At 69.6% G+C, this 23,336-nt stretch carries 24 protein-coding genes and 1 pseudogene; 10 read left to right on the top strand and 15 right to left on the bottom strand.

Going from position 1 to position 23,336, the window contains the following annotated elements:
* Positions 1–370: 370 nt before the first annotated feature.
* Positions 371–622 (top strand): annotated as a pseudogene (locus AMYBE_RS46970) (hypothetical protein); the annotation flags it as partial.
* Between the two features lie 173 nt (positions 623–795).
* Complete coding sequence (locus AMYBE_RS0134305; RefSeq protein ID WP_027928305.1) at positions 796–1,500, top strand: DedA family protein; 705 nt, start codon at positions 796–798, stop codon at positions 1,498–1,500.
* Positions 1,501–1,589: 89 nt separating this feature from the next.
* On the opposite strand, the gene AMYBE_RS0134300 is transcribed toward AMYBE_RS0134305, so the two are convergent.
* Together AMYBE_RS0134300 and AMYBE_RS0134295 are read right to left on the bottom strand one after the other, a co-directional pair.
* Positions 1,590–2,984: an FAD-binding oxidoreductase gene (locus AMYBE_RS0134300; RefSeq protein ID WP_020663918.1), complete on the bottom strand. Its 1,395-nt coding sequence runs from the start codon at positions 2,982–2,984 to the stop codon at positions 1,590–1,592.
* Between the two features lie 104 nt (positions 2,985–3,088).
* Positions 3,089–3,970 (bottom strand): SDR family oxidoreductase, encoded by an 882-nt coding sequence (locus tag AMYBE_RS0134295; RefSeq protein WP_020663917.1) that lies wholly within the window; start codon positions 3,968–3,970, stop codon positions 3,089–3,091.
* An 87-nt stretch (positions 3,971–4,057) separates the two neighbouring features.
* Between AMYBE_RS0134295 and AMYBE_RS0134290 the strand changes: the two genes are divergently transcribed.
* Positions 4,058–4,630, top strand: coding sequence for a TetR/AcrR family transcriptional regulator (locus AMYBE_RS0134290; protein WP_027928304.1), 573 nt, complete (start codon positions 4,058–4,060; stop codon positions 4,628–4,630).
* Between the two features lie 340 nt (positions 4,631–4,970).
* Here the strand turns inward: AMYBE_RS0134290 and AMYBE_RS0134285 are convergent, their stop codons facing one another.
* Positions 4,971–6,497: an MFS transporter gene (locus tag AMYBE_RS0134285; protein WP_020663915.1), complete on the bottom strand. Its 1,527-nt coding sequence runs from the start codon at positions 6,495–6,497 to the stop codon at positions 4,971–4,973.
* 88 nt (positions 6,498–6,585) lie between these two features.
* Between AMYBE_RS0134285 and AMYBE_RS0134280 the strand changes: the two genes are divergently transcribed.
* A complete protein-coding gene (locus AMYBE_RS0134280; protein ID WP_020663914.1) occupies positions 6,586–7,164 on the top strand; it encodes a TetR/AcrR family transcriptional regulator in 579 nt (192 codons plus the stop codon).
* A 44-nt stretch (positions 7,165–7,208) separates the two neighbouring features.
* Here the strand turns inward: AMYBE_RS0134280 and AMYBE_RS0134275 are convergent, their stop codons facing one another.
* Positions 7,209–7,634: a PPOX class F420-dependent oxidoreductase gene (locus AMYBE_RS0134275; RefSeq protein WP_020663913.1), complete on the bottom strand. Its 426-nt coding sequence runs from the start codon at positions 7,632–7,634 to the stop codon at positions 7,209–7,211.
* Positions 7,635–7,882: 248 nt separating this feature from the next.
* Here AMYBE_RS0134275 and AMYBE_RS0134270 point away from each other — a divergent pair, with 248 nt between their 5' ends.
* The 4 genes from AMYBE_RS0134270 (at position 7,883) to AMYBE_RS0134255 (ending at position 12,706) form a co-directional block, all read left to right on the top strand.
* Complete coding sequence (locus AMYBE_RS0134270; RefSeq protein ID WP_020663912.1) at positions 7,883–8,407, top strand: MarR family winged helix-turn-helix transcriptional regulator; 525 nt, start codon at positions 7,883–7,885, stop codon at positions 8,405–8,407.
* Positions 8,404–11,046, top strand: a complete 2,643-nt coding sequence (locus AMYBE_RS0134265) for an MFS transporter (RefSeq protein ID WP_020663911.1) — start codon at positions 8,404–8,406, stop codon at positions 11,044–11,046. Before AMYBE_RS0134270 ends, AMYBE_RS0134265 begins: the two co-directional genes overlap by 4 nt.
* Entirely contained in the window at positions 11,043–11,867 is an 825-nt protein-coding gene (locus AMYBE_RS0134260) for a YceI family protein (protein WP_020663910.1), read from the top strand. The genes AMYBE_RS0134265 and AMYBE_RS0134260 overlap by 4 nt, the downstream gene beginning before the upstream one ends.
* Positions 11,868–12,028: 161 nt before the next feature.
* Complete coding sequence (locus tag AMYBE_RS0134255) at positions 12,029–12,706, top strand: DedA family protein (RefSeq protein ID WP_020663909.1); 678 nt, start codon at positions 12,029–12,031, stop codon at positions 12,704–12,706.
* Positions 12,707–12,710: 4 nt separating this feature from the next.
* Here the strand turns inward: AMYBE_RS0134255 and AMYBE_RS0134250 are convergent, their stop codons facing one another.
* From AMYBE_RS0134250 to AMYBE_RS0134215, 8 genes are all read right to left on the bottom strand, one after another.
* Positions 12,711–13,121 carry a VOC family protein gene (locus AMYBE_RS0134250; protein WP_020663908.1) on the bottom strand — a complete coding sequence of 137 codons (411 nt, stop codon included), beginning with the start codon at positions 13,119–13,121 and terminating at the stop codon, positions 12,711–12,713.
* A 130-nt stretch (positions 13,122–13,251) separates the two neighbouring features.
* Complete coding sequence (locus AMYBE_RS0134245) at positions 13,252–13,995, bottom strand: SDR family oxidoreductase (RefSeq protein WP_020663907.1); 744 nt, start codon at positions 13,993–13,995, stop codon at positions 13,252–13,254.
* 150 nt (positions 13,996–14,145) lie between these two features.
* Positions 14,146–14,667, bottom strand: coding sequence for a hypothetical protein (locus AMYBE_RS0134240; protein WP_020663906.1), 522 nt, complete (start codon positions 14,665–14,667; stop codon positions 14,146–14,148).
* 7 nt (positions 14,668–14,674) lie between these two features.
* Positions 14,675–15,310, bottom strand: coding sequence for a nucleoside/nucleotide kinase family protein (locus AMYBE_RS0134235; protein WP_020663905.1), 636 nt, complete (start codon positions 15,308–15,310; stop codon positions 14,675–14,677).
* Positions 15,307–16,173 (bottom strand): PfkB family carbohydrate kinase, encoded by an 867-nt coding sequence (locus AMYBE_RS0134230; protein ID WP_020663904.1) that lies wholly within the window; start codon positions 16,171–16,173, stop codon positions 15,307–15,309. Before AMYBE_RS0134230 ends, AMYBE_RS0134235 begins: the two co-directional genes overlap by 4 nt.
* A gap of 7 nt (positions 16,174–16,180) precedes the next feature.
* Entirely contained in the window at positions 16,181–16,999 is an 819-nt protein-coding gene (locus AMYBE_RS0134225; protein ID WP_020663903.1) for an ATP-binding cassette domain-containing protein, read from the bottom strand.
* The gene (locus AMYBE_RS0134220) at positions 16,996–17,988 is read right to left on the bottom strand and encodes an ABC transporter permease (protein WP_020663902.1); all 993 of its coding nucleotides are present in this window, start codon (positions 17,986–17,988) and stop codon (positions 16,996–16,998) included. The genes AMYBE_RS0134225 and AMYBE_RS0134220 overlap by 4 nt, the downstream gene beginning before the upstream one ends.
* Entirely contained in the window at positions 17,985–19,004 is a 1,020-nt protein-coding gene (locus AMYBE_RS0134215) for a substrate-binding domain-containing protein (RefSeq protein WP_020663901.1), read from the bottom strand. The genes AMYBE_RS0134220 and AMYBE_RS0134215 overlap by 4 nt, the downstream gene beginning before the upstream one ends.
* A 129-nt stretch (positions 19,005–19,133) precedes the next feature.
* Between AMYBE_RS0134215 and AMYBE_RS0134210 the strand changes: the two genes are divergently transcribed.
* Together AMYBE_RS0134210 and AMYBE_RS0134205 are read left to right on the top strand one after the other, a co-directional pair.
* Positions 19,134–20,156: a LacI family DNA-binding transcriptional regulator gene (locus AMYBE_RS0134210; protein WP_020663900.1), complete on the top strand. Its 1,023-nt coding sequence runs from the start codon at positions 19,134–19,136 to the stop codon at positions 20,154–20,156.
* 121 nt (positions 20,157–20,277) lie between these two features.
* Positions 20,278–21,144, top strand: coding sequence for a LacI family DNA-binding transcriptional regulator (locus AMYBE_RS0134205; RefSeq protein ID WP_020663899.1), 867 nt, complete (start codon positions 20,278–20,280; stop codon positions 21,142–21,144).
* Positions 21,145–21,203: 59 nt separating this feature from the next.
* On the opposite strand, the gene AMYBE_RS0134200 is transcribed toward AMYBE_RS0134205, so the two are convergent.
* Genes AMYBE_RS0134200 through AMYBE_RS0134190 form a run of 3 tightly spaced genes read right to left on the bottom strand, consistent with a single transcriptional unit; the run spans position 21,204 to position 23,293 of the window.
* Positions 21,204–22,217 (bottom strand): glycoside hydrolase family 76 protein, encoded by a 1,014-nt coding sequence (locus tag AMYBE_RS0134200; protein ID WP_020663898.1) that lies wholly within the window; start codon positions 22,215–22,217, stop codon positions 21,204–21,206.
* A 4-nt stretch (positions 22,218–22,221) separates the two neighbouring features.
* Positions 22,222–22,881, bottom strand: coding sequence for a TrmH family RNA methyltransferase (locus AMYBE_RS0134195; RefSeq protein ID WP_020663897.1), 660 nt, complete (start codon positions 22,879–22,881; stop codon positions 22,222–22,224).
* Positions 22,882–22,897: 16 nt separating this feature from the next.
* Positions 22,898–23,293: a DUF2784 domain-containing protein gene (locus tag AMYBE_RS0134190; protein WP_020663896.1), complete on the bottom strand. Its 396-nt coding sequence runs from the start codon at positions 23,291–23,293 to the stop codon at positions 22,898–22,900.
* Positions 23,294–23,336 lie beyond the last annotated feature (43 nt).

The raw sequence follows: 23,336 nt of genomic DNA, 5'->3' as shown, positions 1-23,336 counted from the left end.
GACGGAGCGAATGAGCGAGCCGAAGGACCCGGAACGGCTGTTGGCGGACGCACTGCGTGCACAAGCCGTCTTCGCTCCGCACACCGTGCCGCGCCCGGCTGAGGGGCCGGGTTCCACTGGCCCAGGGCCGGCCGCCGACGCGACCGGGACCGGATCGTTCAGCGCGAGCGGCGGCCCCGGCCAGCCGACCACTGGCACCGGATCGTTCAGCGCGAGCGGCGGCCCCGGCCAGCCGACCACTGGCACCGGATCGTTCGCCGCCGGCGGCACCCCGCCGGCGGGCACTGGATCGTTCGGCGCGACAGGGACCGGATCGTTCGGCGGTCCGGTGCAGGCGTCCGGACCCGCGGCGTCGGCGACTGGTCCGACCACGGAACTGCCGCCCAACTACGGCCTGTTGTCCGGAGCCGGCGCGGACTCGCTGGCCCGCGAACGCGCCGCCCTGGACGCGGCCAACCGGACAACCGGCTCGATTCCGCCGGTCGGTACCGCGGACCCGACGGTGCAGCGACCGGTACCCGCGCAGCAGAGCGGGCCGTTGCCCGCGTATTGGGTGTTGCTGCTGGCAGTGCTGCTCGGGCTGGCGGCCGGATCGGTCATCGGCCTGATCACCCTGGTCTGAACCGGGTCCTCCCGGCCCTCCTGTCTCGCCGACCAGCCCGGGTCCCGCTTTTGCCCAGACGGGCATTCTCCGGGCGGCCTTCCGGGCCGAGTTCTTCACTCCGATCCCACACCGATGACCTGCGAATCCTTGCCCGGCGCGGCCACCGTGAGTCACCCTGTACCGTTTTCGGTGTGATTCTCGCCCAGAACACAGTGACGACCATGTCCCTGCTGCCGTCGTGGCTGGACCCGCAGTACCTGCTGAACGGCCTGACGGTGCCGGTCATCTCCGTGCTCTGCTTGATCATCTTCATCGAAAGCAGCATCTTCCCGGTGCTGCCCGGCGACTCGCTGCTGTTCACCGCGGGCCTGTTCATCGCGAACGGCACGCTCAAGGCGCCGCTGTGGCTGGTGTGCGCGCTGGTGACGGTGGCCGCGCTGGCGGGCAACGTCGCCGGGTACTACCTCGGGTACTTCGCCGGGCCGAAGCTGTTCAGCAGGCCGGATTCGAAGTTCTTCAAGAAGGAGTACGTCGACAAGACGCACGGCTTCCTCGAAAAGCACGGCCCGAAGGCGGTCGTGCTGGCGCGGTTCGTGCCGTTCGTGCGGACGTTCATCACCTGGATCGCCGGCATCGGCCGGATGGACCCGAAGCGCTACTTCACCTACACCGTGCTCGGCGGCATCCTGTGGGCCGCGGGCATCACCGTGCTGGGATCGCTGCTGGGCAACATCGGCTTCATCCGCAACAACGTCGACGCGATCTTCATCGTCATCGTGCTGGTGTCGGTGGTGCCGATCGCCATCGAGTTCCTGCGCGGCCGCCGCGAGAAGAAGGCCGGCCCGGACGACAACTCGGGTGACGCCACGCAGGTCATCCCGCGCGTGCGCGACTGACCGCCGGCGCGCTTCTCCGCTTGATCCGTGAAGGGCCCCTTGCCGGAATCTGATTCCGGCAAGGGGCCCTTCACGGATTTTCGACCGGGTCAGTCGGTCATCGAGAACATCGAACCCGGGTTGAACAGGTTCTCCGGGTCGAGCGCCTGCTTGATCTGGCGGTGCACGCGGATGCCGACCGGCCCGATCTCGCGGGCCAGCCACTCGCGCTTGATCTTGCCGACGCCGTGCTCGCCGGTCACGGTGCCGCCCAGGGACAGGCCGACCTCGAGGATCTCGTCGAACGCCTGCTGGGCACGGGCGAACTCTTCCTCGGAATCGGGCGCGTAGACGATGGTCGGGTGCATGTTCCCGTCGCCGGCATGCCCGACCACGGCGATTTTCAGGCCGACCTTCTCGCTGATCCGCTCGCAGCCGCGGATCAGTTCGGCGATCCGGGTGCGCGGGACGCTGACATCGTCGGTGAGCCAGACCCCGTAGGTCTCCAGCGCGGTGAGGACCACGCGGCGGGCCTGCAGCAGCATCTTGCCCTCTTCGAGGTCGTCCGTGGCGTACACCAGGTCGGCCCCGCAGTCGGTGCAGATCTGTTCGAGCAGTGCCAGCTCGCGGCGCGCGGCCTCGCCGCCGGCGTCGGACTGGCCGAGCAGCAGAGCCTGACAGTCCGAACCAGCGCCGAGATCCGTGTTCAGGTAAGCCTCGGACGCCTTGATCGACGCCGCGTCCATGATCTCCAGCAGGGAGGGCACCAGGCCCTCGCGCACCGCCCGCGCGACCGCTTCGCCAGCGGCCTCGGTAGTGCTGAATCCAGCGACCAGCGTGGCCGGCGCCTGCGGCAGCGGCCGCAGCGAGACGGTCGCCTGGGTGATCACGCCGAGCGTGCCCTCGCTGCCGACGAACAGCTTGGTCAAGTCGTAGCCCGCGACGCCTTTGACGGTGCGCCGGCCGGTCTTCAGCAGCGACCCGTCCGCGAGCACCACCTCAAGGCCCAGCACGGAGTCGGTGGTCACGCCGTATTTCACGCAGCACAGGCCGCCGGCGTTGGTGGAGAGGTTGCCGCCGATCGTGCACCAGTCGTAGCTGGACGGGTCCGGCGGGTAGAAGAGACCGTGCTTTTCGACCGCGGACCGGAAGTCGAGGTTGACCACGCCCGGCTGGACGACGGCGAGCCGGTTGCCCGCGTCGACCTCCAGGATCTCGTTCAGCTTCGTGAGCGAGAGGATCACGCAACCGTCGATGGCGTTGGCCGCGCCGGACAGCCCGCTGCCCGCCCCGCGCGGCACGATGGGGACTTTCGCCTCGGCACAGGCGCGGACCGTCGCCTGCACTCCCGCCGTGTCCGCCGGGAGCACGACTGCCAGCGGTTTGCCGACGGGAGCGAGAGGCATCATGTCGCGGGCGTAGGCGTCGGTGACGTCAGCGTCGGTGAGCACCGCGGCCGGGCCGAGGTCGTCCCGAAGCCGCTGGAGGAGGGCATCGTTGCTCATATCCGCATGGTAGACCGAGAAGTCCGCAGTGCGGAATATTAGTTCCGATCTTGATGGGTCCACGAGGATGGCCAGAGCACCATGGACCCGCCCTCCTTTCTCGGTCAGGGCTGGATGTTCTCCAGATCCGCCAGCAGGCTCGAGTGCTTCGGCACCCACCCCGATTCCTGCCGGGTGCGCGCGCTGGTCGAAGGCTGATCCGCCGCGAATATCTGGCCGAGCGGCCCGTACGTCTCCGCCGGCACCGATTCGACCGGCAGCCCGAGCCGCCGGCCGATGACGCCGGCGATGTCGCGGACCTGGTCGCCCTCGTCGTCGACCGCGTGCCAAGCGGTGCCCGGCGCGGCCTGTTCGAGGGCGAGCCGGAACAGCACTGCCGCGTCGAGGGCGTGGACGGCGGGCCAGCGCTGGGTGCCATCGCCCGGGTAGCCGGACACTCCGGTCTGTCGGGCGATATTGGTTAGCAGGCCGGCGAATCCGCCGGTCCCCTCGTTGTGGACGGTGCGCGGCAACCGGATCGCGGAGGTCCGCACACCTCGGTCCGCGAACGCCAGCACCTCGGTAACGGTGCGGCCGCGACCGCCGACCGGGCCGTCCGTCGGGAGGGGGTCGGCCTCGGTAGACGCCCGGCCCGGCACGTACGGGGTGCCCGATACCGCGACGAGCGGCCGGTCGCTTCCGACCAGCGCCTCAGCCTGCGCCTTGAGCGCGGCAGTCTCCTCGGCGACCGCCTGCGCGAGGGCTTCAGCACTGGTGAAGGCGTTGGCGAAGGCCAGGTGGATTACCCCGTCGACCCGGGAAACGCTGTCGCGAATGACGTCCAGATCGGCGAGCGCACCCCGAACCGGCTCGGCACCGGCCTTCTTGGCGGCCTCCGCGGACGCCTCGGACCGGGCGAGCGCGAGGACGGAATGGCCGTTGCCGAGCAGTTCGCCGACGACGGCGGAACCGATGAGCCCGGTGGCCCCGGTGACAAAGACGCGCATGACGTGCTCCTGAAGTGATGGGACTCTTGTCCCGTCATACGCTACCAGAGTGATGGGACCACAGTCTCATCACTTAGAATGAATCGCATGGGACGGTGGGAGCCAGGAGCGCGCGAACGCTTGGTCGTGGCCGCCGTCGACCTGTTCGCCGAACAGGGTTACGACGCCACGACGGTCGCGCAGATCGCCGAACGGGCCGGCGTCACGAAGAGCACGTTCTTCCGGCACTTCCCGGACAAGCGCGAGCTGCTGGTGGCCGGGCAGGAGACGTTGAGCCAGTTGCTGGCCGAAGGCATCGCCGAGGCGCCCGCCACCGCGAGCCCGCTCGAAGCCATCGCGTCCGGCCTCCGCCGCGCCTCGACCGCGCTGGGGCCGATGAACCGGGAACTGGCCCCGCGATTGAAGGCCGCCGTCGCGGCGAGTGCTGAACTCCAGGCGCGGGACGCGCTCAAGAGCGTCGGCCTCGCCGACGCGATGGCGACCGCGCTAGCGGCGCGTGGCGTGACGGGGGCTACTGCGGCTCTGGCGAGCGAGCTTGGCGTGCTGGCGTTCAAGCGCGGATTTGCGAAATGGTCGGAGAGCGACCGGGACGCGGATGCGGCCGAGTTTCTCCTGACCGCGCTGAAAGAACTCCGGGCGGCCAGCGCCGATTTGGGCTGAGGTCTCGGATCCGCGGCGCGGGAAACGGTACAGACACAGGCTTCCGCGCGGCAACTGCGAACGTTGCGCACGCCGGGCCGCTGCGGCAGCGTCGAATCGGATGGCCGCGCAGTGACCGGAAGCACTGAGTCCGCAACGTTTTCGACTCCGCGGCGGAGCATTCCGTTGGCGAACGGGGCGGTGTCGGCGGCCGCCGAGCTCGCTCAGGCCGCCAACAACCCGTGCCGAAATCCGCAGTCTTGCCAGGCTGGTGAGCCGAGCAAGCCGCGGTGAGCACAACCGGATGCGGGGCCCGAGACCCGGGAGCGAACCTCGGGCCACCGCGTCGATTCGCCGCTGATCACGAGCACATCGCGGCTTCCTCCGGGCAGACCGGAGTCGCGCCGTCGCGGTCGCTGCTACGGCGGCGGCCCAGCAGGAAGTACGCCTGCGCCGCGGTGTACAGCAGGATGGCGGCACCGACCCAGGCACTCGTGTGCAGCGCTGTCACAAAGGACTCGCGAGCGGTGGCCAGCAGCTCGGCACCGTCCACGGCAGGCAAGGCGTGCGCGGTGGCCACCGCGCCGCCCAGGGTGTCGCGGGCGGCGGCGGGCGCGGTGGCGGGCAGGCCGGATTGGTAGACCGCCGCCGCGAGACTGCCCAGCAGGGCGGTGCCCAGGGCGCCGCCCAGTTCGTAGCCGGTTTCCGAGATCGCCGAAGCCGCGCCGGCGCGGTTGACCGGAGCAGCGGAGATCACCAGATCGTTCGTCAGCGTTTCGGACAGCGCGATGCCGCCGCCGACCAGGACGAAGGCGACGACTACCGCGGCCACTCCGGCCTCGGTGCCGATGGTGGTCAACACCAGGAAGCCGGCCGCACCGAAGAGCAGGCCAATGGTGATCAGGACCGGAACTCGGACGCGCTGGGCCAGCCAGGCCGCGGCCAGTGCGCCAACCACGCCGGCGAGCGTCGCGGGCAGCATCCACAGCGCGGCGACGAGCGGCGACAGGCCGAGCACCAGCTGCAGGTACTGCGGCAACAGGAACAGCAGCCCGACCAGTGCGAATACGCCGAGCAGGTTGGTGATCACCGAACCGGCGAACGTGCGGTCGGAGAACAGGGCGAGGTCCAGCATCGGCTGCTCGAGCCGCCGTTGCCGGCGGACGAACAGCGCGCCCAGCGCGAGACCGACGACGATCGCGGCCACCGCGGTCAGGCTGATGCCCGAGGTCGCGGCGATCTTCACGCCGTACACCACCGGCAGCATCGTGGCCAGCGACAACAGCGCCGACCACGGGTCGAACCGGCCCGGATTCGGGTCGCGGAATTCCGGCAGCACCAGCGGGCCGGCGGTCAGCAGCAGGACCATCACCGGCACGTTGATCAGGAAGACCGAGCCCCACCAGAAGTGCTCCAGCAGCCACCCGCCGACCACCGGGCCGACCGCCATGCCGCCGGAGAACGCCGCGCTCCAGATCGCGACCGCGGTCCGGCGCTTGCGGTCCTCGGTGAAGATGCTGCGGATCAACGACAACGTGGACGGCATCAGCGTCGCACCGCCGACTCCCAGCAGCGCCCGCGCGAGGATCAGCATCAGCGGCGAGGTCGCGAACGCCGCCAGCACCGAAGCCGCCCCGAAGGCCGCGCCGCCGATCAGCAGGAGACGCCGCCTGCCGATCCGGTCGCCCAGCGTGCCCATGAAGACCAGCAATCCGGCCAGGACGAACGAGTAGACGTCGACGATCCACAGCTGCTCCGCGCCGGTGGGCGAGAGGTCCTCGCTGAGATAAGGCAGGGCGAAGCCCAGGACTGTCGTGTCCACGCTGATCAACAGGACCGGCAGCACCAGCACTGCCAAGGCCCACCACTGGCCACCGCGCCGCACCATGGCGCACTCTTCCTTTCTTGTACCGTCCAGACGGTACAGTTTCGATCCTGAAGAGAAGGTAAACCGTCTGGACGGTATAGTCAAGGCGATGCCCAAGCCCTCAGCTCGCGAACGCATCCTCGGCTCGTACGAGGTCATCCTGGCCGACCGCGGCCCGGTCGAGATCACGCTCGACGCGGTGGCGGCGCACGCCGGCGTGTCCAAGGGCGGCCTGCTCTACCACTTCGGCTCGAAGGACGCCCTGCGCGACGGCCTCCTCGAACGCCTGGAGCGGCTGACCGAGGAGGACCTGGAACGCGCGCGCACCGCGCCGGAGGGCGTAGTGCGGTATTACCTGCGCTCGGCGATCACCGACGTCACCAGCGATCTAGCCCTGCACCGCACCACGATGGCCACGCTCCGGCTGATGCTGAACGACCCAGTGGCGGCGGAGGTGTCGCAGCGGTGCCTCCAGCGCACCCGCGAGGTGATGCTGGAGCACATCGAGGACCCGCTGACCGCGGAATTGGTGATCCTGGTCGGCGAGGGGCTGTACATGCGCGCGGCGCTGGGGGAAGAGGCGACCGACAGCCTGCTGAAGCAGATCGACGAGATCGCGGACCGGATCGAAGCCGGAATGCCGGGCGAGGCGGCGGCACCGACAGCGAAGTCCGGCCCGGCCGACTGACGCGAAGCCCGGTGCGGCGAGCACTCGCCCGCCGCACCGGGTCCTCAGCGGACCAGGCCGTAAACCCGGTCGATCCGCACCGTCAGCACCAGCCGCTGGTCCGCCACCATCGCCGCCCGGTACTCCGCCCAGTCGGGGTGTTCGCCGCCGACCTTCCGATACAGGTCGATCAGCGCTTCCACGGTCGCGTCGTGCTCGGACCCGGCGACCGGCGACAGCGCCGCCCGCCCCTCCGCCACCGCGTACGACCAGCCGTTCGACGCGGCCACGTGGTAGCTGACCCGCGGATCCCGGCGCATGTTCTTCGTCTTCGCCCGGGTCTCCGTGATCGACACCAGCAATTGCCGCTCCTCCCGGTCGAAGTAGTGCGTCACCGTGGACAGCTGCGGGCGGCCGTCCCGCTTGAGCGTCGCGAGCACGCCCTGGCGGGCCGTCGCGATGAGGTCGTACAGCGCTGTGTCGTCGGTCATACCCACTTCAACCCCGCCGGGACGGATCTGTTCCCGCCGGGCGACCCGGTGACCAGCGAAATCAAACCAGGAGAAACCGGACGTCACCCCTCCGGTTAAAATCTGCTTGCATGCGGCAACTAAAGTGTGTTGTGACACAACCACGGGTCGAGCGCTTGCAGAAACCGCCGTACGGGCACACTCTTGCTAACGGCAACTAGTTGCAGTCGCCAACCAATGGTTTGCTCCACCCCGAGGAAGATCCACACATGGCACCTAACTCCGCCGTCAGGCCCGAGGCCGAACTCGACCTTGCCGACCAGCTCGGACACGAGCTGGTCCGGTTCATGCGCTTGATCACCAAGGCGAAGTCCCAGGTCGCCAAACACGGGCCGGACGGGATCGAGAGGGCCGCGTACGCGATCCTCTTCTGCCTCGTCCACGAAGGCCCGCAACGCACCAGCAAGCTCGCCGAATTCCTGCACTCGGAGATCTCCACCATCAGCAGGCAGTCGAGCTCGCTCGTCCAGCACGGACTCGTCGAACGGCAGGCCGACCCGGAGGACGGCCGCGCCTGCCTGCTCGCCCCGACCGCGGAAGGGCTTCGCGTGTTCGACGAGAACCGCAAGCACCGTGCCCGGTGGCTGGCCGAGGTGCTCGGCGATTGGAGCCAGGAGGAGCGCGAGACGCTGCACAACCTGCTCGCGCGGCTCAACACCGGTATCGAAACGAACAACCCGGCGCTGTCCGATTTCGCAGCTCCGGCACAGGCCAAGGGGGCCTCGAACACATGACTTCCACCGTTGAACAACAGCCTCAGCCGAGAGGGGGAGCCGTTGCCGCCGCAGAAGGCGACAGCACTCCGCGGCTGAGCCACCGCCAGATCGTCACGATCATCAGCGGCCTGATGTGCGGCATGTTCCTCGCCGCGCTGGACCAGACGATCGTGGGTACCTCGATCGTCCGGATCGCCAACGACCTGCACGGCTTCGACCTGCAGGCGTGGGTCACCACCGCGTACCTGATCACCTCGACGATCGCCACGCCGATCTACGGCAAGCTTTCCGACATCTACGGCCGCAAGCCGTTCTACCTCGCCGCGATCGCCATCTTCGTCGCCGGGTCGGCGGCCTCGACCTTCGCCCAGTCGATGTACCAGCTGGCCGCGTTCCGCGCGGTCCAGGGCATCGGCGCCGGCGGTCTGATGTCGCTTGCGATGACCATCATCGGCGACGTCGTCCCGCCGCGGGAACGCGCTCGCTACCAGGGTTACTTCCTGGCCGTGTTCGGCACCTCGACGGTGCTCGGCCCGGTGCTCGGCGGTTTCTTCGCCGGCTTCGACACGCTTGCCGGCCTGCACGGCTGGCGCTGGGTCTTCCTGATCAACGTGCCGATCGGCGTCATCGCGTTCTTCGTGGTGGCGAAGGTCCTGAACGTCCCGCACAACCGCCACACCCACAAGATCGACTGGTGGGGCGCGCTCGCCATGGTCGTCGCCGTGGTGCCGTTCCTGATCGTCGCCGAACAGGGCCAGAAGTGGGGCTGGGGCGACCAGAAGTCGATCTGGATGTACATCATCGGCGGCGTCGGCGTCGTGCTGTTCATCGTGATCGAGAAGCTGATGAAGGACGCCGCGCTGATCCCGCTGCGGCTGTTCAAGAACTCGACCTTCACCGTCGCCATCGTCGGCGGCGTGATCGTCGGCGTGGCGATGTTCGGCGCGATCACCATGATCCCGCAGTACCTGCAGGTCGTGCAGGGCTACACGCCCACGGAGTCGGGTCTGTTGATGCTGCCGCTGATGGTCGGCATCATGTCCGCGTCGATCATCTCCGGCCGGATCACCTCGAAGACCGGGCGCTACAAGATCTTCCCGGTCATCGGCACCATCCTGATCGCGGGCGGCGCGTTCTTCTTCGCCACCGTGAAGTACGACTCGGCGTTGTGGCACCCGCTGCTCGCCGCGCTGATCATCGGCCTCGGCCTCGGCCAGTGCATGCAGACGCTGATCATCGCGGTGCAGAACGCCGGGCCGCGCAAGGACATGGGCGTCTCGACCGCGTCCGCCACGTTCTTCCGCCAGATCGGCGGTACCGCCGGTGTCGCGGTGTTCCTGACGATTCTGTTCAACGTGCTGCCGGGCAACATCACCAAGGCGTTCGGCGGGCACGTGCCGGCCGGCGCGGGCAGCAAGATCGGCGACCTTTCCAGCAACACCAGCGTCATCCAGTCGCTGCCGGACGCGGTGAAGATCCCGGTCCTGACCGGCTTCACCGACTCCATCAGCACGGTGTTCTGGGTCGCCGGCGGCGTCGCGCTGCTGGCCACCCTGGTGCTGCTGTTCATGAAGGAGATCCCGCTGGCCGGCATGAACCCGGCCGCCGCTGCGGTCGAGGGCGGCGAGGCGCTGCTGGATCTCGACGAGGAGAGCACGCCGGCGCTCGCGGCCCCGGCCGCGGAGGAGACTGTCAAGGCAGGCTCGCTGTTCGAGGAGTCGCCCAGGGAGCCGGCGCTGGTCGGGGTCGGCGGACGACACTCGCTGACCAACGGCAACGGCCACGGTGACGCGCAGGCGATCGCAGACGCCAAGCCGATGCCGATCAGCAACTCGCTGGCCGATTCCGAGCTCGGCATGACCACCGGAACCGGCGGCCTGCCGATCACCGGGCATGTGCGCAGGCAGGACGGCAGCCACGTGGCCGCGGCCGCGCTCACCCTGATCGACCAGCAGGGCCGTCAGGTGGCGCGGGCGACCGGCAACGGCGACGGCAGCTACTCGATCCCGACCCAGGGACCGGGCACCTACGTGCTGATCGTGTCCGCTCCCGGGCACCAGCCGCAGGCGTCCAGCGTGATCGTCGGCGGACACCCGGCCAACCTGGACGTCACCCTGACCGGCTCCGGAGAGCTGACCGGGGTGGTGCGAGCGATCGGCACCGCCAACCCGCTGGCCAACGCGACGGTGACGCTCACCGACTCGCGCGGCGAGGTCAACGGCGCGTACATCACCGCCGCGGACGGCGTCTACACCTTCAGCGGCGTCGGCGCCGGGCAGTACACGCTGGTCGCGAGCGGCCCGCACTACCGCCCGGTCGCGGTCACGCTGACCGTGCCGGACAGCGGCATCCTGCGCCACGACGTGGAGCTGGCCGGCTCGGTGCTGCTCCAGGGCGTCGCGCGGACCGAGGGCGACCGGATCGTGCCGGACGCGCGGATCACCGTGCTCGACGAGAACGGCAACGTCTCGGCGGTGGCCCGCACCGACAGCGAAGGCCGGTATGTGGTCAGCGACCTGCCGATCGGCTCGTACACCGTGGTGGCCAGCGGCTACCCGCCGGCCACCAGCCAGGTGACGCTGGCCGACGGCGAGGCCCAGCACGACGTGCGGCTGAGCTACGAGCAGGCGCTCGACGACCTGGTCGACCGCGCATGAGCGGGGGCCTGCGCGCGCAACTGCGTTCGAACGGCGGCTGGCCGGTCGAGAACGCGGTGCTCACGGTCACCGACCTCAACGGCCGGCAGGTCGCGCGGCAGGTAACGGACGCGAAGGGGGCAGTGGTCACCGATCCGCTGCCCCCGGGCGTCTACACCGCGGTGATCACTGCCCCCGGGTACACGCCGATGGCTCGCACCGTGCAGATCGGCTCCGACGGGGCCGGCCTGCTCGGCGACATCGCGCTGGTGCCGGTTTCCGGCGCGATCGAGCTGCCGCCCGCCGGGCCTTGGACGATCGACCCGATGCACTCCTCGGTGGTCGCCACCGCGCGGCACATGGGCATCGCCAGCATCAAGGTGCGCTTCCCGGACGTCGCCGGCCGGATCGAGGTGGCCCGCCCGGTGGAGAAGTCCACCGTGCACGCCGAGATCAAGGCGGGCAGCCTGGAGAGCGGCATCAAGATGCGCGACGACCACCTGCGCTCGGGGGAATTCCTCGACGCGGACGCGTATCCGCTCATCACGTTCGAAAGCACCGGGCTGTCCCAGCTCGGCACGGACAGCTGGGCGCTGCGCGGGGTGCTGACGCTGCACGGCGAACGCCGCGAAGTCACGCTCGACCTGCGCTACACCGGGCACGGGCCGGACCCGTGGGGCGGCGTGCGCGCCGCGTTCCACGCCGAAACGCAATTGCACCGCAACGATTTCGCGATCAACTACAGCGCGATGGTGCGGGCCGGCGTGGCCGCGATCGGCACGACCGTCAAGGTGGAGCTGGACATCGAGGCGGTGCAGGGCGAGTCCCTGCCGCAGTTCTGAAAACGCGCACGGGCCGTCCGGGAACTGTTCCGGGCGGCCCGTTCGTTGTTCTGGGCAATCCGGGTGAACGGTTCGTTTACCTTGGCGTACCCAAAGTCACCGAATGCGGAGGATTCGATGGTTGCGTACTGCAGCCGATCCCAGCCACGTAGGCTCTTCGCGTGAACCTCGACGCCGCCCTGCCCGCGCACGCCGCGGGGATCGGCCTGAGCTGGCTGGACACCGCCGGCCCGGTGCTCGTCTGGGTCATCGTGCTGTCCTTCGTGCTGATCGAATGCGCGCTCATCATCGGGCTCTTCCTGCCCGGCGACTCCCTGCTGTTCGGCGCGGGAGTGGTGCTCGCCCAGCACGGATCGGACGTCAACGCCTGGCTGCTGTCCGCGGCCGCGCTGCTCACCGCGGTGGTCGGCAATCAGATCGGCTACTACATCGGCCGCGGCGCCGGCACCACGCTGATCGCCCGCCGCGGCGGGCGGGTCTTGAACCGGCACAACCTCGAACGGGCGCAAGCATTCCTCGACCGACGGGGCTTCTTCGCGATCGTCGCGGCCAGGTGGATCCCGTGGATCCGCACGCTGGCCCCGCTCATCGCGGGCGCGGCGAGGATGGACGCGCGCCGTTTCATGCTCGCCACCTTCACCGGCGGTCTGCTGTGGGTGCCGACGCTGGTGCTGCTCGGCTACTACGGGGCCGGTTTGCTGGATGCGATCCCGTGGGTCAAGACCGCGGCGCTCTGGGTGAGCGTGGCGTTCTTCGTGGTCGGCACCGGGTACGGCGTGCTGCGCTACCGCCAGGAAATGCGCCGCCCGGTGGACGAGCCCGCCGACGATCGCGCCTGATCGCTCAGGCCGGGTCGGACCAGATTTCCAGCTGGATGCCGTCCGGATCGCGGAACACGATCACCGACGATCCCTCGAAGGTGTGCGATTCGGTGGCGGGGAGGTACGACACTCCGTACTCGCGCAGCCGGTTCTCCCATTCGGCCACTTCGGCCCGGGAGGACACCGAGAACGCGACATGGTCCAGACCAGTGTGGCGCTCGTCGAACGCGGGCCGCACGGCGATCGGATGCTGCACCAGCACCACGGAGAAGCCGTCGCCCGCCGAGCGGAGAACGACCTTGCGGACCCCGGTTTCCGGGTCCTCCCGCCGGTGGCTCTCCTCGAGGTCGAGCACCCGGACGTACCACGGAACACTGCGGTCCACATCGGTCACGGTGAGCGCCAGATGGTGCACAGACGTGAGCTTGGGCATGACTTTCCCGGCCGTCCTTTCAACCCCTTCGCTCCAGCCTGACACACCGGGACAACGGCGACCGCCGAGTTGACCGACTTCCGGCGCCAATCGTGATCTGCTCGTCGCCGGGCGTCTCACTTCCCGAGATTCAGCGGCCGCCGCCGATCTCCAGTACCGAACCGACGGTGTAGGACGCTTCCGGAGACAGCAGCCACAGCACCGCGCCGGCGATCTCCTCCGGCTGGCCGGGACGGCGCAGCGGGATGCCGGGGCTGAGCCGCTCCAGCCGGTCCGGCAGCCCGGCGGCCACGTGCAGGCCGGTGTCGATCAGGCCGGGCGACACGACGTTGACCCGGACGCCCTCGTCGGCGACCTCCCGGGCCAGCCCGACGCTGAGCGTGTCGACCGCCGCCTTCGACGCCGCGTAGTGCACCCACTCGCCCGCTGACCCGGTGCGCGCGGCGATGGACGAGACGTTCACGATCGCGCCGCCCGGACCGCCGTAGCGGGTCGACAACCGCCGCACCGCCTCCCGGCAGCACAGGAAAACGCCGGTGACGTTGATGTCCAGCACCCGGCGGAACGTCTCGACGGTCTGCTCGTCCAGCCGGCCCGGCGTGTTGCCGGTAACCCCCGCGTTGTTCACCAGCCCGGCCAGCGGGCCGAGCTCGGCCGCCGCCTCGAACAGGGCGCTGACCTGCCGTTCGTCCGACACGTCGGCCCGGAACGCAAGCGCTTGCGCACCGCGGGACCGCACCCGCTCGGCGACCTGTTCGGCCGGGGACGGGTCGCCGGAAAAGTTCACCACCACGTCGTAGCCGCGTTCGGCGGCCAGCTCGCACACCGCCGCGCCGATGCCCCGGCTGCCGCCGGTGACGATCAGGACCCCCATCGATGCCTCCTAGTGCGATTTTCTGGGCGATGCCCGTCAAGGGGTCCTTCACGGGCGCGCTGGGGTCCGTGAAGGACCCCTTGAAGGAACTAGATTCCGTGAGGGGACCCTTCACGGACCAGCGACAGCTATAGCCCGGCCGGGAAAAGGTCAGGCAGCCGGCCGGAGCGGATCGACGAACTGGGCGTTGAGCCAGTTCATCTGCCGGTGCCACACTTCCCACGTCTCGTCGTCCGGGCAGGGCAGCCCGCCGACGTCCTTGCCGCGCAGCCACTCCCCGAGCAGCGCCAGAATCGCGGTGCTCACGTCCAGCAGCGCGTGCCCGAACCACCACTGCTCCTGCGCGGTCGCCAGCTCGACGACGCCGCCGCGGTCGGGCAGCACCGACAGCGCCCACGCCTGCCGAGCCCGGATGTCGGCCAGCACCTCGGCGTCTGGCCTGGACTCGTCCCTGCTGTCGCGGACCCGCCGGACCGGCAGCGCCAGCCGGGCGTCGATGCCGGTGCCGTCGGATTCCGCCGCGCACTGGTCGATCAGCTCGACCATGCCCTGCAGATGCGCACGGACCAGCAGCACGTACGGCGGGAACAGCACGGCGACCCGCAGCGCGCCGGCCCGGTCCCAGGTGACCGCGCCGGCGTACGGGTCAGTCGTCGCCGGATCCTCGAACATCACCTGGTCAGAGTGCGAAATTCGTCAGCGGCAGGTTCTCCAGCACCAGGTCGGCCCGATCGCGGGTGTTCGCGATCAGGTCCGCGTTGCGCTGGTCCGAGCCGAGCGCGCGCTGCCGGGCCTCGACCAGCGACCGGCCGTAGCGGCGGTGCCGCGATACCAGCCGCTCGATCCGCTCCGGCTCGTCCGGAGCGAGGAACCAGGCTTCGGTGAGGTACTGGCGCACCCCGCTCCACGGGTCGTCCTGCAGCAGCAGGTAGTTGCCCTCGGTGATGACCAGCTGCACCTCCGGCGCGACCGGGACCGCACCGGCGATCGGTTCCTCGATCTCGCGGCGGAACTCCGGCGCGTAGACCGTCTCGCGTCCTTCGGCGAGCCGGCGGATCAGCTGCACGTAGCCGGCCGCGTCGAAGGTGTCCGGCGCACCCTTGCGGTCGGTACGGCCGAGCCGCTGCAGCTCGACCTGGGCCAGATGGAAACCGTCCATCCCGACCACCGCGGCCCGCGAGCCGAGCGCGTTCGCGATCGCCCAGGCCAGCGTGGTCTTGCCGGAAGCGGGCGCGCCGATGATGCCGAGCACATGCCGTTCCCGCGGTTTCGCCAGTTTCTCGGCCCGCGCCAGGAGGTCCTCGAACGCCGTCATCGCACTCCTTCTTCTCTGCTCCCGGCCAGTTTCCCGACCGCCTTGGTCCACGACCGCGGACCCACGTGCTGTACGCGCTCCGCGGCCACCGCGTTCGCGTAGCCGATCCAGCCGGGAACGTCTCCGTCCCGCCTTGCCACCGCGTACGCGAGCGCACCGTGCCACACGTCGCCGGCCCCCAGCGTGTCCCGCGCCCGGGTGGGCGGCACGGGGACCTGCCCAGAGTCTTCCGTAGTGCTCCACCGCACCGGCTCCGGGCCCGCGGTGACGATGGTGACCGGCACTCCGCGTTCGGCAAGACTCGGTGCGGGAGCACGGAATCCCGCGGAACAGGCGGCCACCTGGACCAGCGGCAGCAACTGGTCCAGTACCGGCTTCCAGCTGCCCGCGTCGAGCACGACCGGAACTTCGCGTCGGCGGGCTTCTTCGGCCACCGCAAGCGCTAGCTCAGGATGGTGCCCGTCGACGAGAACGGCGTCAATGCCGTCGAAAAGGGCGGCCAGGCCGGACAATTCCAGCGGCGGGTCCGCGGCCGCGTTGCGCGAGACGACGGTGCGCTCGCCGTCTCGATCGCGCACCACGACCGCACTGACCGGAGGCGCTTCGCAGCGCTGCGGAGCGAGGTCGACCAGATCGACGCCGCGGGCTTCCAGATCGGCGCGGGCGAGCGCTGCCAGCGGGTGTGCGCCGAGCGCCGTCACGAGGATCGCTTGCCCGCCGAGCGCGGCTACCGTCACCGCGGCGTTCGTCGCCGGCCCGCCAGCCGCGACGTCCACCTGCAGTGACTGCACCTTCTCGCTCGGTTCCGGGAATGCCGCGACCCGCTGGACGACATCGACGGTGCACAACCCCGCCAGCAGCACTCGCACGTCAGGTCAGCCCGGCGTGGGTGGTGGACGCGACCTCGACCACTTCGCCGTCGTCGTTCAGCTTCAGCGCACCGGTGAGCAGGCCGACGACCTGGTTCATGCTGTGCGTCTTCGGCGACACCACGGCGACCCGTTTGCCGAGTCGATGCACGTGGATCCGATCGGCGATCTCGAACACATGCGGCATGTTGTGGCTGATCAGCACCACCGGCAGGCCGCGGTCGCGGATCCGGCCGATCAGCTCCAGCACCTTCGCCGACTCCGCGACGCCCAGCGCGGCAGTCGGCTCGTCCATGATCACCGCTTTGGTGCCGAACGCCGCCGCGCGAGCCACCGCCACGCCTTGCCGCTGCCCGCCGGAGAGCGTTTCCACCAGCTGGGTAATGGATTTGACCTTGATCCCGAGGTCGTCGAGGATTCGCTGCGCCTCGGTGCGCATGGCACCGGTGTCGAGCTTGCGCAGGCCGATCCCGAACGGTCCCTTGAGCCGCTTTTCCCGGCCCAGGAACATGTTCGACGCGATGTCGAGCGCCGGCGCGACCGCCAGATCCTGATACACCGTCTCGATTCCGAAGTGCCGGGCATCCAGCGGAGACTTGAAGTGGACGGTCTTGCCGTCCACTTTGATCTCGCCCTCGTCGGGCACCACCGCTCCGGACAATGCCTTGATGAGACTGGACTTCCCGGCCCCGTTGTCGCCCACCACGGCGAGCACTTCGCCGGGGTAGAGGTCGAAGTCGGCGCCGTCGATGGCGGTCACCCGGCCGTAGCGCTTGACCAGGCCGCGCGCGGAGAGGGTGGGCTGCTCCGAAGTAGTCATGACTGCTGCTGCCTCCGTGCGATCCGGTCCACCACCACGGCGGCGATCAGCAGCGCGCCGGTGGCGAGGTCCTGGTAATTGCCGTCCACGCCCATCTGCGTGAGGCCCGAGCGCAGCACCGCGACGACCAGCGCACCGAACAGCGTGCCCAGCACCGAACCGCGACCGCCGAACAGGCTCGTGCCGCCCAGCACCACCGCGGTGATCGAGTCGAGGTTGCCGAGCTGGAACTGGTTCGGGTCGGCGTTCGGCGTGCGGCCGAGCGCCTGCCACGCGGCGATGCCGAAGCACAGGCCGGCGACCAGGTAGACGGAAAGCACCGTGCGGTTGACCTTGATGCCGGACAGCCGCGCCGACTCCGGTGCGTTGCCGACCGCGTAAACATGCTTGCCCCACGCGGTTTTCGTCAGCGCGTACCAGACGACCAGGAACATGATCAGCGCCAGCGTCATGCCGTAGGTGATCGGGATGCCGCCGAAAAGGTACCGCTTGGTGCCGAGCCAGGTCAGCAGTCCGTCGGCCACCGGGACCGCCTGCCCGCCGGCGAGCAGCTTCGCCACCGCGGTCAGGCCGGTGAACGTGCCGAGCGTGATGATGAAGGCGGGCAGCTTGATCCGGGTCGCCAAGGTGCCGATGAACAGGCCGACCACGATGGTCAGCGCGACGCCGACGACGAGTGCGAAGAAACCGTTCGATCCGGCCGCGGCCAGTTTCGCCATCACCAGCGTCGCCACGACCATCGACGACGCGTTGGACAGGTCGATGCCGGCGATCAGGATGATCAGCGTCTGGCCCAGCGCGAGCGTGCCGACCACCAGCGACTGCTGGACCACCGTGGACATGTTGTCCAGATCGAAAAACGTGTCGGTGGAAAGGGAAAACACCACGATCGCCACGACCAGCGCGAGCGCCGGGCCGACCGCGGGCGCGCGGAGGAAGAACTCGCCGAGCGTTTCCCGCTCGCGGTTGGTGACCGGCACGGTGGTCATTTCGTTCCTCCCCAGCAGTTCTGCAGGCCCCAGGCGGTGTCCTTGCTCGGCACACCGGGCATCGGATGGTCGGTGATCGCCATCGAGCCGGTGTTCACGAACCCGGACGGCTTCTTGCCGGTCTTGGCGTACTCGACCGCGGCGAGCACGCCCTGTTCGGCCATCTTCCGCGGGAACTGCATGACGGTGACCGCGAACTGGCCGTCCTTGACGTTCTGCACGCCTTCACAGCCGCCGTCGATCGACCCGACGGTGAGCTGTCCGGTGAGGCCGCGAGCCTTCAACGCCGCGTAGGCGCCCCGGCCCATCGGCTCGTTCATCGTGTACACCGCGTTGAGGTCGGTGGTGCGCTGGAGGAGGTTCTCCATGCCCTGCTGGGCAAGGCTCTGGTCGCCGTTGGCATTGGCGCGTCCCCGGATCTCCGGCGCGCCGTCCTTGAGCCCGATGCCCTTGAGGAATCCGCCGTGCCGCTGGGTGTCGACCGTGCTGCCGGCGGTGCCGTCGACCATCAGCAACTTCGGGTCCGCGCCCTTGAGCGCCGCCTTCACGTACGCGCCCTGCTGCTCGCCGGCCGCGAAGTTGTCGGTGGCGAAGGTGGCATCGACCGCGTTGGCCGGTTCGGTGGCGGTGTCGAGCGCGATCACCAGGATGCCGGCGTCGCGGGCGTCCTTGATGGCCTTGAGCACGCCGGTGGACGAGCTCGGCGTGATCAGGATGGTGTTGACGCCCTGCTGCATCAGGTTCTCGATCGCGCGGACCTGGCCGTCGTTGTCACCGTCGAACTGACCGGCGAGCGCACTGAAGTCCGCACCGTTGGCCTTCGCCGCGGCGGCCGCGGCATTGCGCAGTTCGACGAAGTAGGGATTGGTGTCGGTCTTCGTGACCAGACCGACCTTGGCCTTGCCGTTGCCGCCGGTCTTCGAGCTGCCACCCCAGTGGCGCTCGACCGTGCACCCGGCGGTGGAAGCCGCGACTACAGCCGCCAGTGCGAGTGCGGTGAGACTCCGGTGTCTCATGGACATGCCCTCCGAATCGAGGTGCGAGCTTGCCGATGGACGGCAAGGTAGACAGACTCATGCCTGGACGCAAGCGTTTGCGCAAACGCTTGCCAACTTGCTCGCAGAAGCACTTGGTGAAGGACTGACATGCCGCGACCCCGTTCCGCCCGCCCGACCCAGCGCGACATCGCCGAAATGGCGGGCGTGTCCATCACGACGGTGTCGCACGTCGTGAACGGCACCCGGGCGGTGGCCGAGGAAACGAAAGCCGCGGTGCTGCGGGCCATCGAGACCACCGGCTACACCGGCGACGCGATCGCCCGCTCGCTGGTCACCGGCGGCACCCGGTCGATCGGGATGGCGATCTCGCTGGTCGCGAACCCGTACTTCGCGGCATTGATGCACGCGATCGAGCGGGAGGCGTCGGCGAACGGGTACACCGTGCTGCTCGCGGACACGCACGACACCGCCGGCACCGAACGGGACGTGGTGCGCGCGCTGCGTTCGCGCCGGGTCGACGGGCTGCTGATCACCCCCGCGCCGGGCGACGGATCGGTACTCGGCGAACTGGTCTCGCTGGACGTGCCGACCGTGCTGATGGACCGGCTGACCACCCGGACCGACATCGACCAGGTCGGGTCGGAGAACATCCAGGCGACGTCCGCGCTGACCGCGCATCTGGCGTCGCTCGGGCACCGCCGGATCGGGATGATCTCCGGCGCGCCCGGCCTGACCACCAGCGACGAACGCGTGCTCGGCTACCGGCTGGGCCTTGGCCGGTCCGGCCTGAGCTGGGCGCCGGACCTGGTGGCCTGCGGGCAGTCGTCGCGCGACGGCGGCGGGCTCGCGTTGAGCACGCTGCTGGCGCTGCCGGATCCGCCGACCGCGCTGGTGGTGGCCAACGACAGCATGATGGTCGGCGTACTGCACGAGGCGCGGCGGCGCGGGCTGCGGATCGGCCAGGACCTGCCGGTGGTGGTGTACGACGACGTCGAGTGGGCCGATCTGGTGGACCCGCCGCTGACCACGATGGCGCAGCCGATCGAGGAGATCGGCCGCCGGGCCGTGCGGCTGCTGCTCGCCCGCTTGGCGGATCCGTCCCGGCCGGCCGAGACGGTACGGTTGCCGCCGACCTTGCGGCACCGCGCTTCCTGCGGCTGCGGGCGGTAGTTGCCACGGTGGGCCATTCACTCACTCCAGTGATTCTCGGGACCCGATCGTCTCGCTTCCTCTCGTCAGTCGCCCAACAGTGGCTACCGTTGGGTAGGTAACGACGACAAGGGCCGGGGACATGACCGTTTTGGCGCCGGCGGTCCCGAACTGGGAGCTGCCGGTCACCCATCGGTTCGGGGTGGCACTGGGGAGGCACGCCAGCCCGTACCACGACCAGCTGCTGCGCGCGATCCGCGGCGCGGCGGCGCGAGCGGGCTGCGACCTGCTGCTGGCCGACACCGGCGATTCGGTGCAGGAAGAAGCCGAGGTCCTGCGCGCCCTGCGCGCCGATCGGGTGGACGGCGTCTTGCTGGTGCCCGCTCCTGGCGACGAGGAGGTCGTCGACCAGCTGGTGCGGACCGGGGTGCCCACCGTGCTGGTCGACCGGGTCGCCGGACGCAACGACGTGGACCAGGTCGGTTCGGAGAACTTCCAGGCGATGTCCGCGCTGGTGGAACACCTGGCGACGCGGCTGCACCGGCGGATCGGGCTGATCACCGGCACCGAGGGGACGACGGTCAGCGAGGAACGGGCACTCGGCTACCGGCTGGGCCTCGGCCGCGCCGGCCTGCGGTACAACCCGGAACTGGTGGCCTGCGGACAGTCTTCGGCGGGCGGAGCGGCACGAGCGGCATCGAAGCTGCTGGACGGGTGGCCTTCGCCGACCGCGCTGATCGTCGCCGGGGAGGCGATGTTGATCGGGGTGCAGTGGGAGGCGCACCGGCGCGGCATCCGGATCGGGTCGGAGCTGGCGGTCGTCGGCTACGGCGACATGGACTGGGCGCGCACGGTTTCGCCCGGCGTCACGACGATGGCGCAGCCGATCTCGGAGATCGGGCGGCGGGCGGTGCAGTTGCTGCTCGCGCGCTGCCGGGAGCCGGAGCGCAGGCCGGAATCGGTACGGTTGGCGCCCCGGTTTCTGCACCGGGCTTCCTGCGGGTGCTGAGGTTTCGCGCGACTGCCGGAGCGACCTGCCCAGCGGCCCGATGGTGAGCTGCCCGCTCGCTAGTCCAGCGTCGCCGCCGCTTCGAGCAGCATCCATCCGCCGACCTGCACGGACAAGTCTCGTTCCGCTTTCCCCGGCGGGAGTCCGGCCGGGTCCGCCCACACCGAGCTGAACAACGGGCCGCCCGTGGTCGTTACCGCCCCGCTCCAGCAGGCGTCGGCGGACTGGCGCACCAGCCGGGCCGCGGTTTCCGCCTCCGCACCGGGCAACGTCTTCGCGGCCAGCGCCAGATAGCGGGCCAGGATCGCCGAGAACAACCCTCCGTCACCGCCCTCGGAGCCAGGCATGATTCCTTGCGGCGCAACGTGTTCCGCGACCGCGCGGACCGTCCGGGCGGCCTCGTCCCAAGCGGCCTGTTCCAGGCAAGCCCCCAGGTAAACGCCTTGGCAGTAGGAGAAAATGTACGTGACCAGCTCGCCGGTGTCCGCCCGGATGCCGTCCCAGACCAGGCCGGTCGCCGGGTCCACCAACGTCTCGGTGAGCCACCGCGTCATCGCCGCGGCGCGATCGCGGTCGCCTGCCCGGGCGTGGAAGATCGCGGCGGGCCCGTTGGCCGGGGCGTTCTTGAAGGCATCGCCGCGCCGCCACCAGATTCCGCCGCCCAGATCGTCGGTCCAGCCCTCGTGCAGGCGACGGCCGATCGCGGCGAGCGCCTCGTCCACAGTGGACTCCACGAGGCGCAGTTCGCGGACTCGTTGCAGGGCCAGGCCCAGCCAGGCGATGTCGTCGTAGTAGTCGTTGACCCAGGTGCCGAAGTTCCGCCGGTGCACCGTCGTGACGAACCGGCTGATCAGTCGCGCCCGCTGCTCGTCCGGGGCGCGCAGCTGGGCGTCGACCAGGCTGTCCAGCAGATGCGCCTGCCACCAGTAGTTCCAGTGCCAGTGCAGGCGTTGGCCGAACGTGGGCGGCCAGCCGCTGCGGCCCAGCGCGGTACCCGGCAGTGCCCAGAGGCGACGGACGTGCCGGGCGAGCACTGCCCGTTCCGCCGCCGCTGCCCGCTCCGCCGAGGTCATCGCATCACCAAGCCTTCGAAAGATCCGCGTGCTGGCGCACCCAGGCGTGCATCACGATCCCCGCCGCGACGCCCGCGTTGATCGACCGGGTCGTGCCGAACTGGGCGATCGACACCACCTTCACCGCGACCGACTGGGCAGCTTCGGACAAGCCAGGGCCTTCCTGCCCGAACAGCAGCACGCACTCGCGCGGCAGCTCCGCGGTCTCCACCGGCTCGGAGCCCGGCGTGTTGTCCACCGCGACCAGAGCCAAGCCCGCCGACTCGGCGAACGTCAGCAAGCCCGCGACGTCCTCGTGGTGACGCAGGTGCTGGTAACGGTCCGTCACCATCGCGCCGCGGCGGTTCCAGCGCCGGCGGCCGACGATGTGCACCTCGGCCGCCGCGAAGGCGTTCGCGGTGCGCACCACGGTGCCGATGTTGTGGTCGTGCTGGAAGTTCTCGATCGCGACGTGGAACGGATGCCGCCGGGTGTCCACATCGGACACGATGGCCTCGCGCCGCCAGTACCGGTAGGCGTCGACCACGTTGCGGCGATCGCCTTCGGCCAGCAGTTCCGGGTCGTAGCGCGGGTCGTCCGGCCAAGGACCTTCCCACGGGCCGACCCCGACCTCCGCGCGGCTGCCCCATTCGGTGGGCCCTGCTTCGGGTTGTTCCGTCGTCACGAAGGACGATTCTCGCTCAGCCCAGGCTCACGCGGTGCGCCGGACCGTGGTGACGGGCGCGCCAGCGGTGGTAGGCGCCGACGTAGGAGATCACCAGCACCGTCAGCGCCACCACGACGACCGCGGGCAGCAGGGAGCGCGGGATGACGGTGCCGTAGAGGTAGTAGGCGTTGAATCCGCCGGGCAAGTCTCCGAGTCCCTGCTGGTGCCGGAAAAAGTCTTCCAGGGCGGTCAGCGGGCAAGGAATCGGCGTGACATTGACCAGCACACCCCAGAATGCGAAGAACACGTGCACGAAAATGACCTTCGGCCACCGCCAGGCCAGGAAGCCGCCGAAGCCGATGAAGGCAAGCGCGACGATGTGCACGGCGACCGTGGCGTCGGCGAGGATGTGCGCGAGAGTTGCGTCCACCTTCGTCCCCCTTCCAGTGCACCTACCAGCGACGTTACTCCGG

This window comes from Amycolatopsis benzoatilytica AK 16/65 (assembly GCF_000383915.1).
Lineage (GTDB): Bacteria > Actinomycetota > Actinomycetes > Mycobacteriales > Pseudonocardiaceae > Amycolatopsis > Amycolatopsis benzoatilytica.
This window is presented reverse-complemented; position numbering and strand designations above follow the sequence as displayed.

Excerpts from the sequence above, each read along its gene's own strand:
- AMYBE_RS0134225 (WP_020663903.1), bottom strand. The coding sequence starts at position 16,999 with ATGACTACTTCGGAGCAGCCCACCCTCTCCGCGCGCGGCCTGGTCAAG.
- AMYBE_RS0134275 (WP_020663913.1), bottom strand. The coding sequence starts at position 7,634 with ATGACCGACGACACAGCGCTGTACGACCTCATCGCGACGGCCCGCCAG.
- AMYBE_RS0134290 (WP_027928304.1), top strand. The coding sequence starts at position 4,058 with ATGGGACGGTGGGAGCCAGGAGCGCGCGAACGCTTGGTCGTGGCCGCC.
- AMYBE_RS0134215 (WP_020663901.1), bottom strand. The coding sequence starts at position 19,004 with ATGAGACACCGGAGTCTCACCGCACTCGCACTGGCGGCTGTAGTCGCG.
- AMYBE_RS0134200 (WP_020663898.1), bottom strand. The coding sequence starts at position 22,217 with ATGACCTCGGCGGAGCGGGCAGCGGCGGCGGAACGGGCAGTGCTCGCC.
- AMYBE_RS0134260 (WP_020663910.1), top strand. The coding sequence starts at position 11,043 with ATGAGCGGGGGCCTGCGCGCGCAACTGCGTTCGAACGGCGGCTGGCCG.
- AMYBE_RS0134270 (WP_020663912.1), top strand. The coding sequence starts at position 7,883 with ATGGCACCTAACTCCGCCGTCAGGCCCGAGGCCGAACTCGACCTTGCC.
- AMYBE_RS0134210 (WP_020663900.1), top strand. The coding sequence starts at position 19,134 with ATGCCGCGACCCCGTTCCGCCCGCCCGACCCAGCGCGACATCGCCGAA.
- AMYBE_RS0134250 (WP_020663908.1), bottom strand. The coding sequence starts at position 13,121 with ATGCCCAAGCTCACGTCTGTGCACCATCTGGCGCTCACCGTGACCGAT.
- AMYBE_RS0134240 (WP_020663906.1), bottom strand. The coding sequence starts at position 14,667 with ATGTTCGAGGATCCGGCGACGACTGACCCGTACGCCGGCGCGGTCACC.
- AMYBE_RS0134295 (WP_020663917.1), bottom strand. The coding sequence starts at position 3,970 with ATGCGCGTCTTTGTCACCGGGGCCACCGGGCTCATCGGTTCCGCCGTC.
- AMYBE_RS0134300 (WP_020663918.1), bottom strand. The coding sequence starts at position 2,984 with ATGAGCAACGATGCCCTCCTCCAGCGGCTTCGGGACGACCTCGGCCCG.
- AMYBE_RS0134235 (WP_020663905.1), bottom strand. The coding sequence starts at position 15,310 with ATGACGGCGTTCGAGGACCTCCTGGCGCGGGCCGAGAAACTGGCGAAA.
- AMYBE_RS0134265 (WP_020663911.1), top strand. The coding sequence starts at position 8,404 with ATGACTTCCACCGTTGAACAACAGCCTCAGCCGAGAGGGGGAGCCGTT.
- AMYBE_RS0134285 (WP_020663915.1), bottom strand. The coding sequence starts at position 6,497 with ATGGTGCGGCGCGGTGGCCAGTGGTGGGCCTTGGCAGTGCTGGTGCTG.
- AMYBE_RS0134220 (WP_020663902.1), bottom strand. The coding sequence starts at position 17,988 with ATGACCACCGTGCCGGTCACCAACCGCGAGCGGGAAACGCTCGGCGAG.
- AMYBE_RS0134245 (WP_020663907.1), bottom strand. The coding sequence starts at position 13,995 with ATGGGGGTCCTGATCGTCACCGGCGGCAGCCGGGGCATCGGCGCGGCG.
- AMYBE_RS0134205 (WP_020663899.1), top strand. The coding sequence starts at position 20,278 with ATGACCGTTTTGGCGCCGGCGGTCCCGAACTGGGAGCTGCCGGTCACC.
- AMYBE_RS0134280 (WP_020663914.1), top strand. The coding sequence starts at position 6,586 with ATGCCCAAGCCCTCAGCTCGCGAACGCATCCTCGGCTCGTACGAGGTC.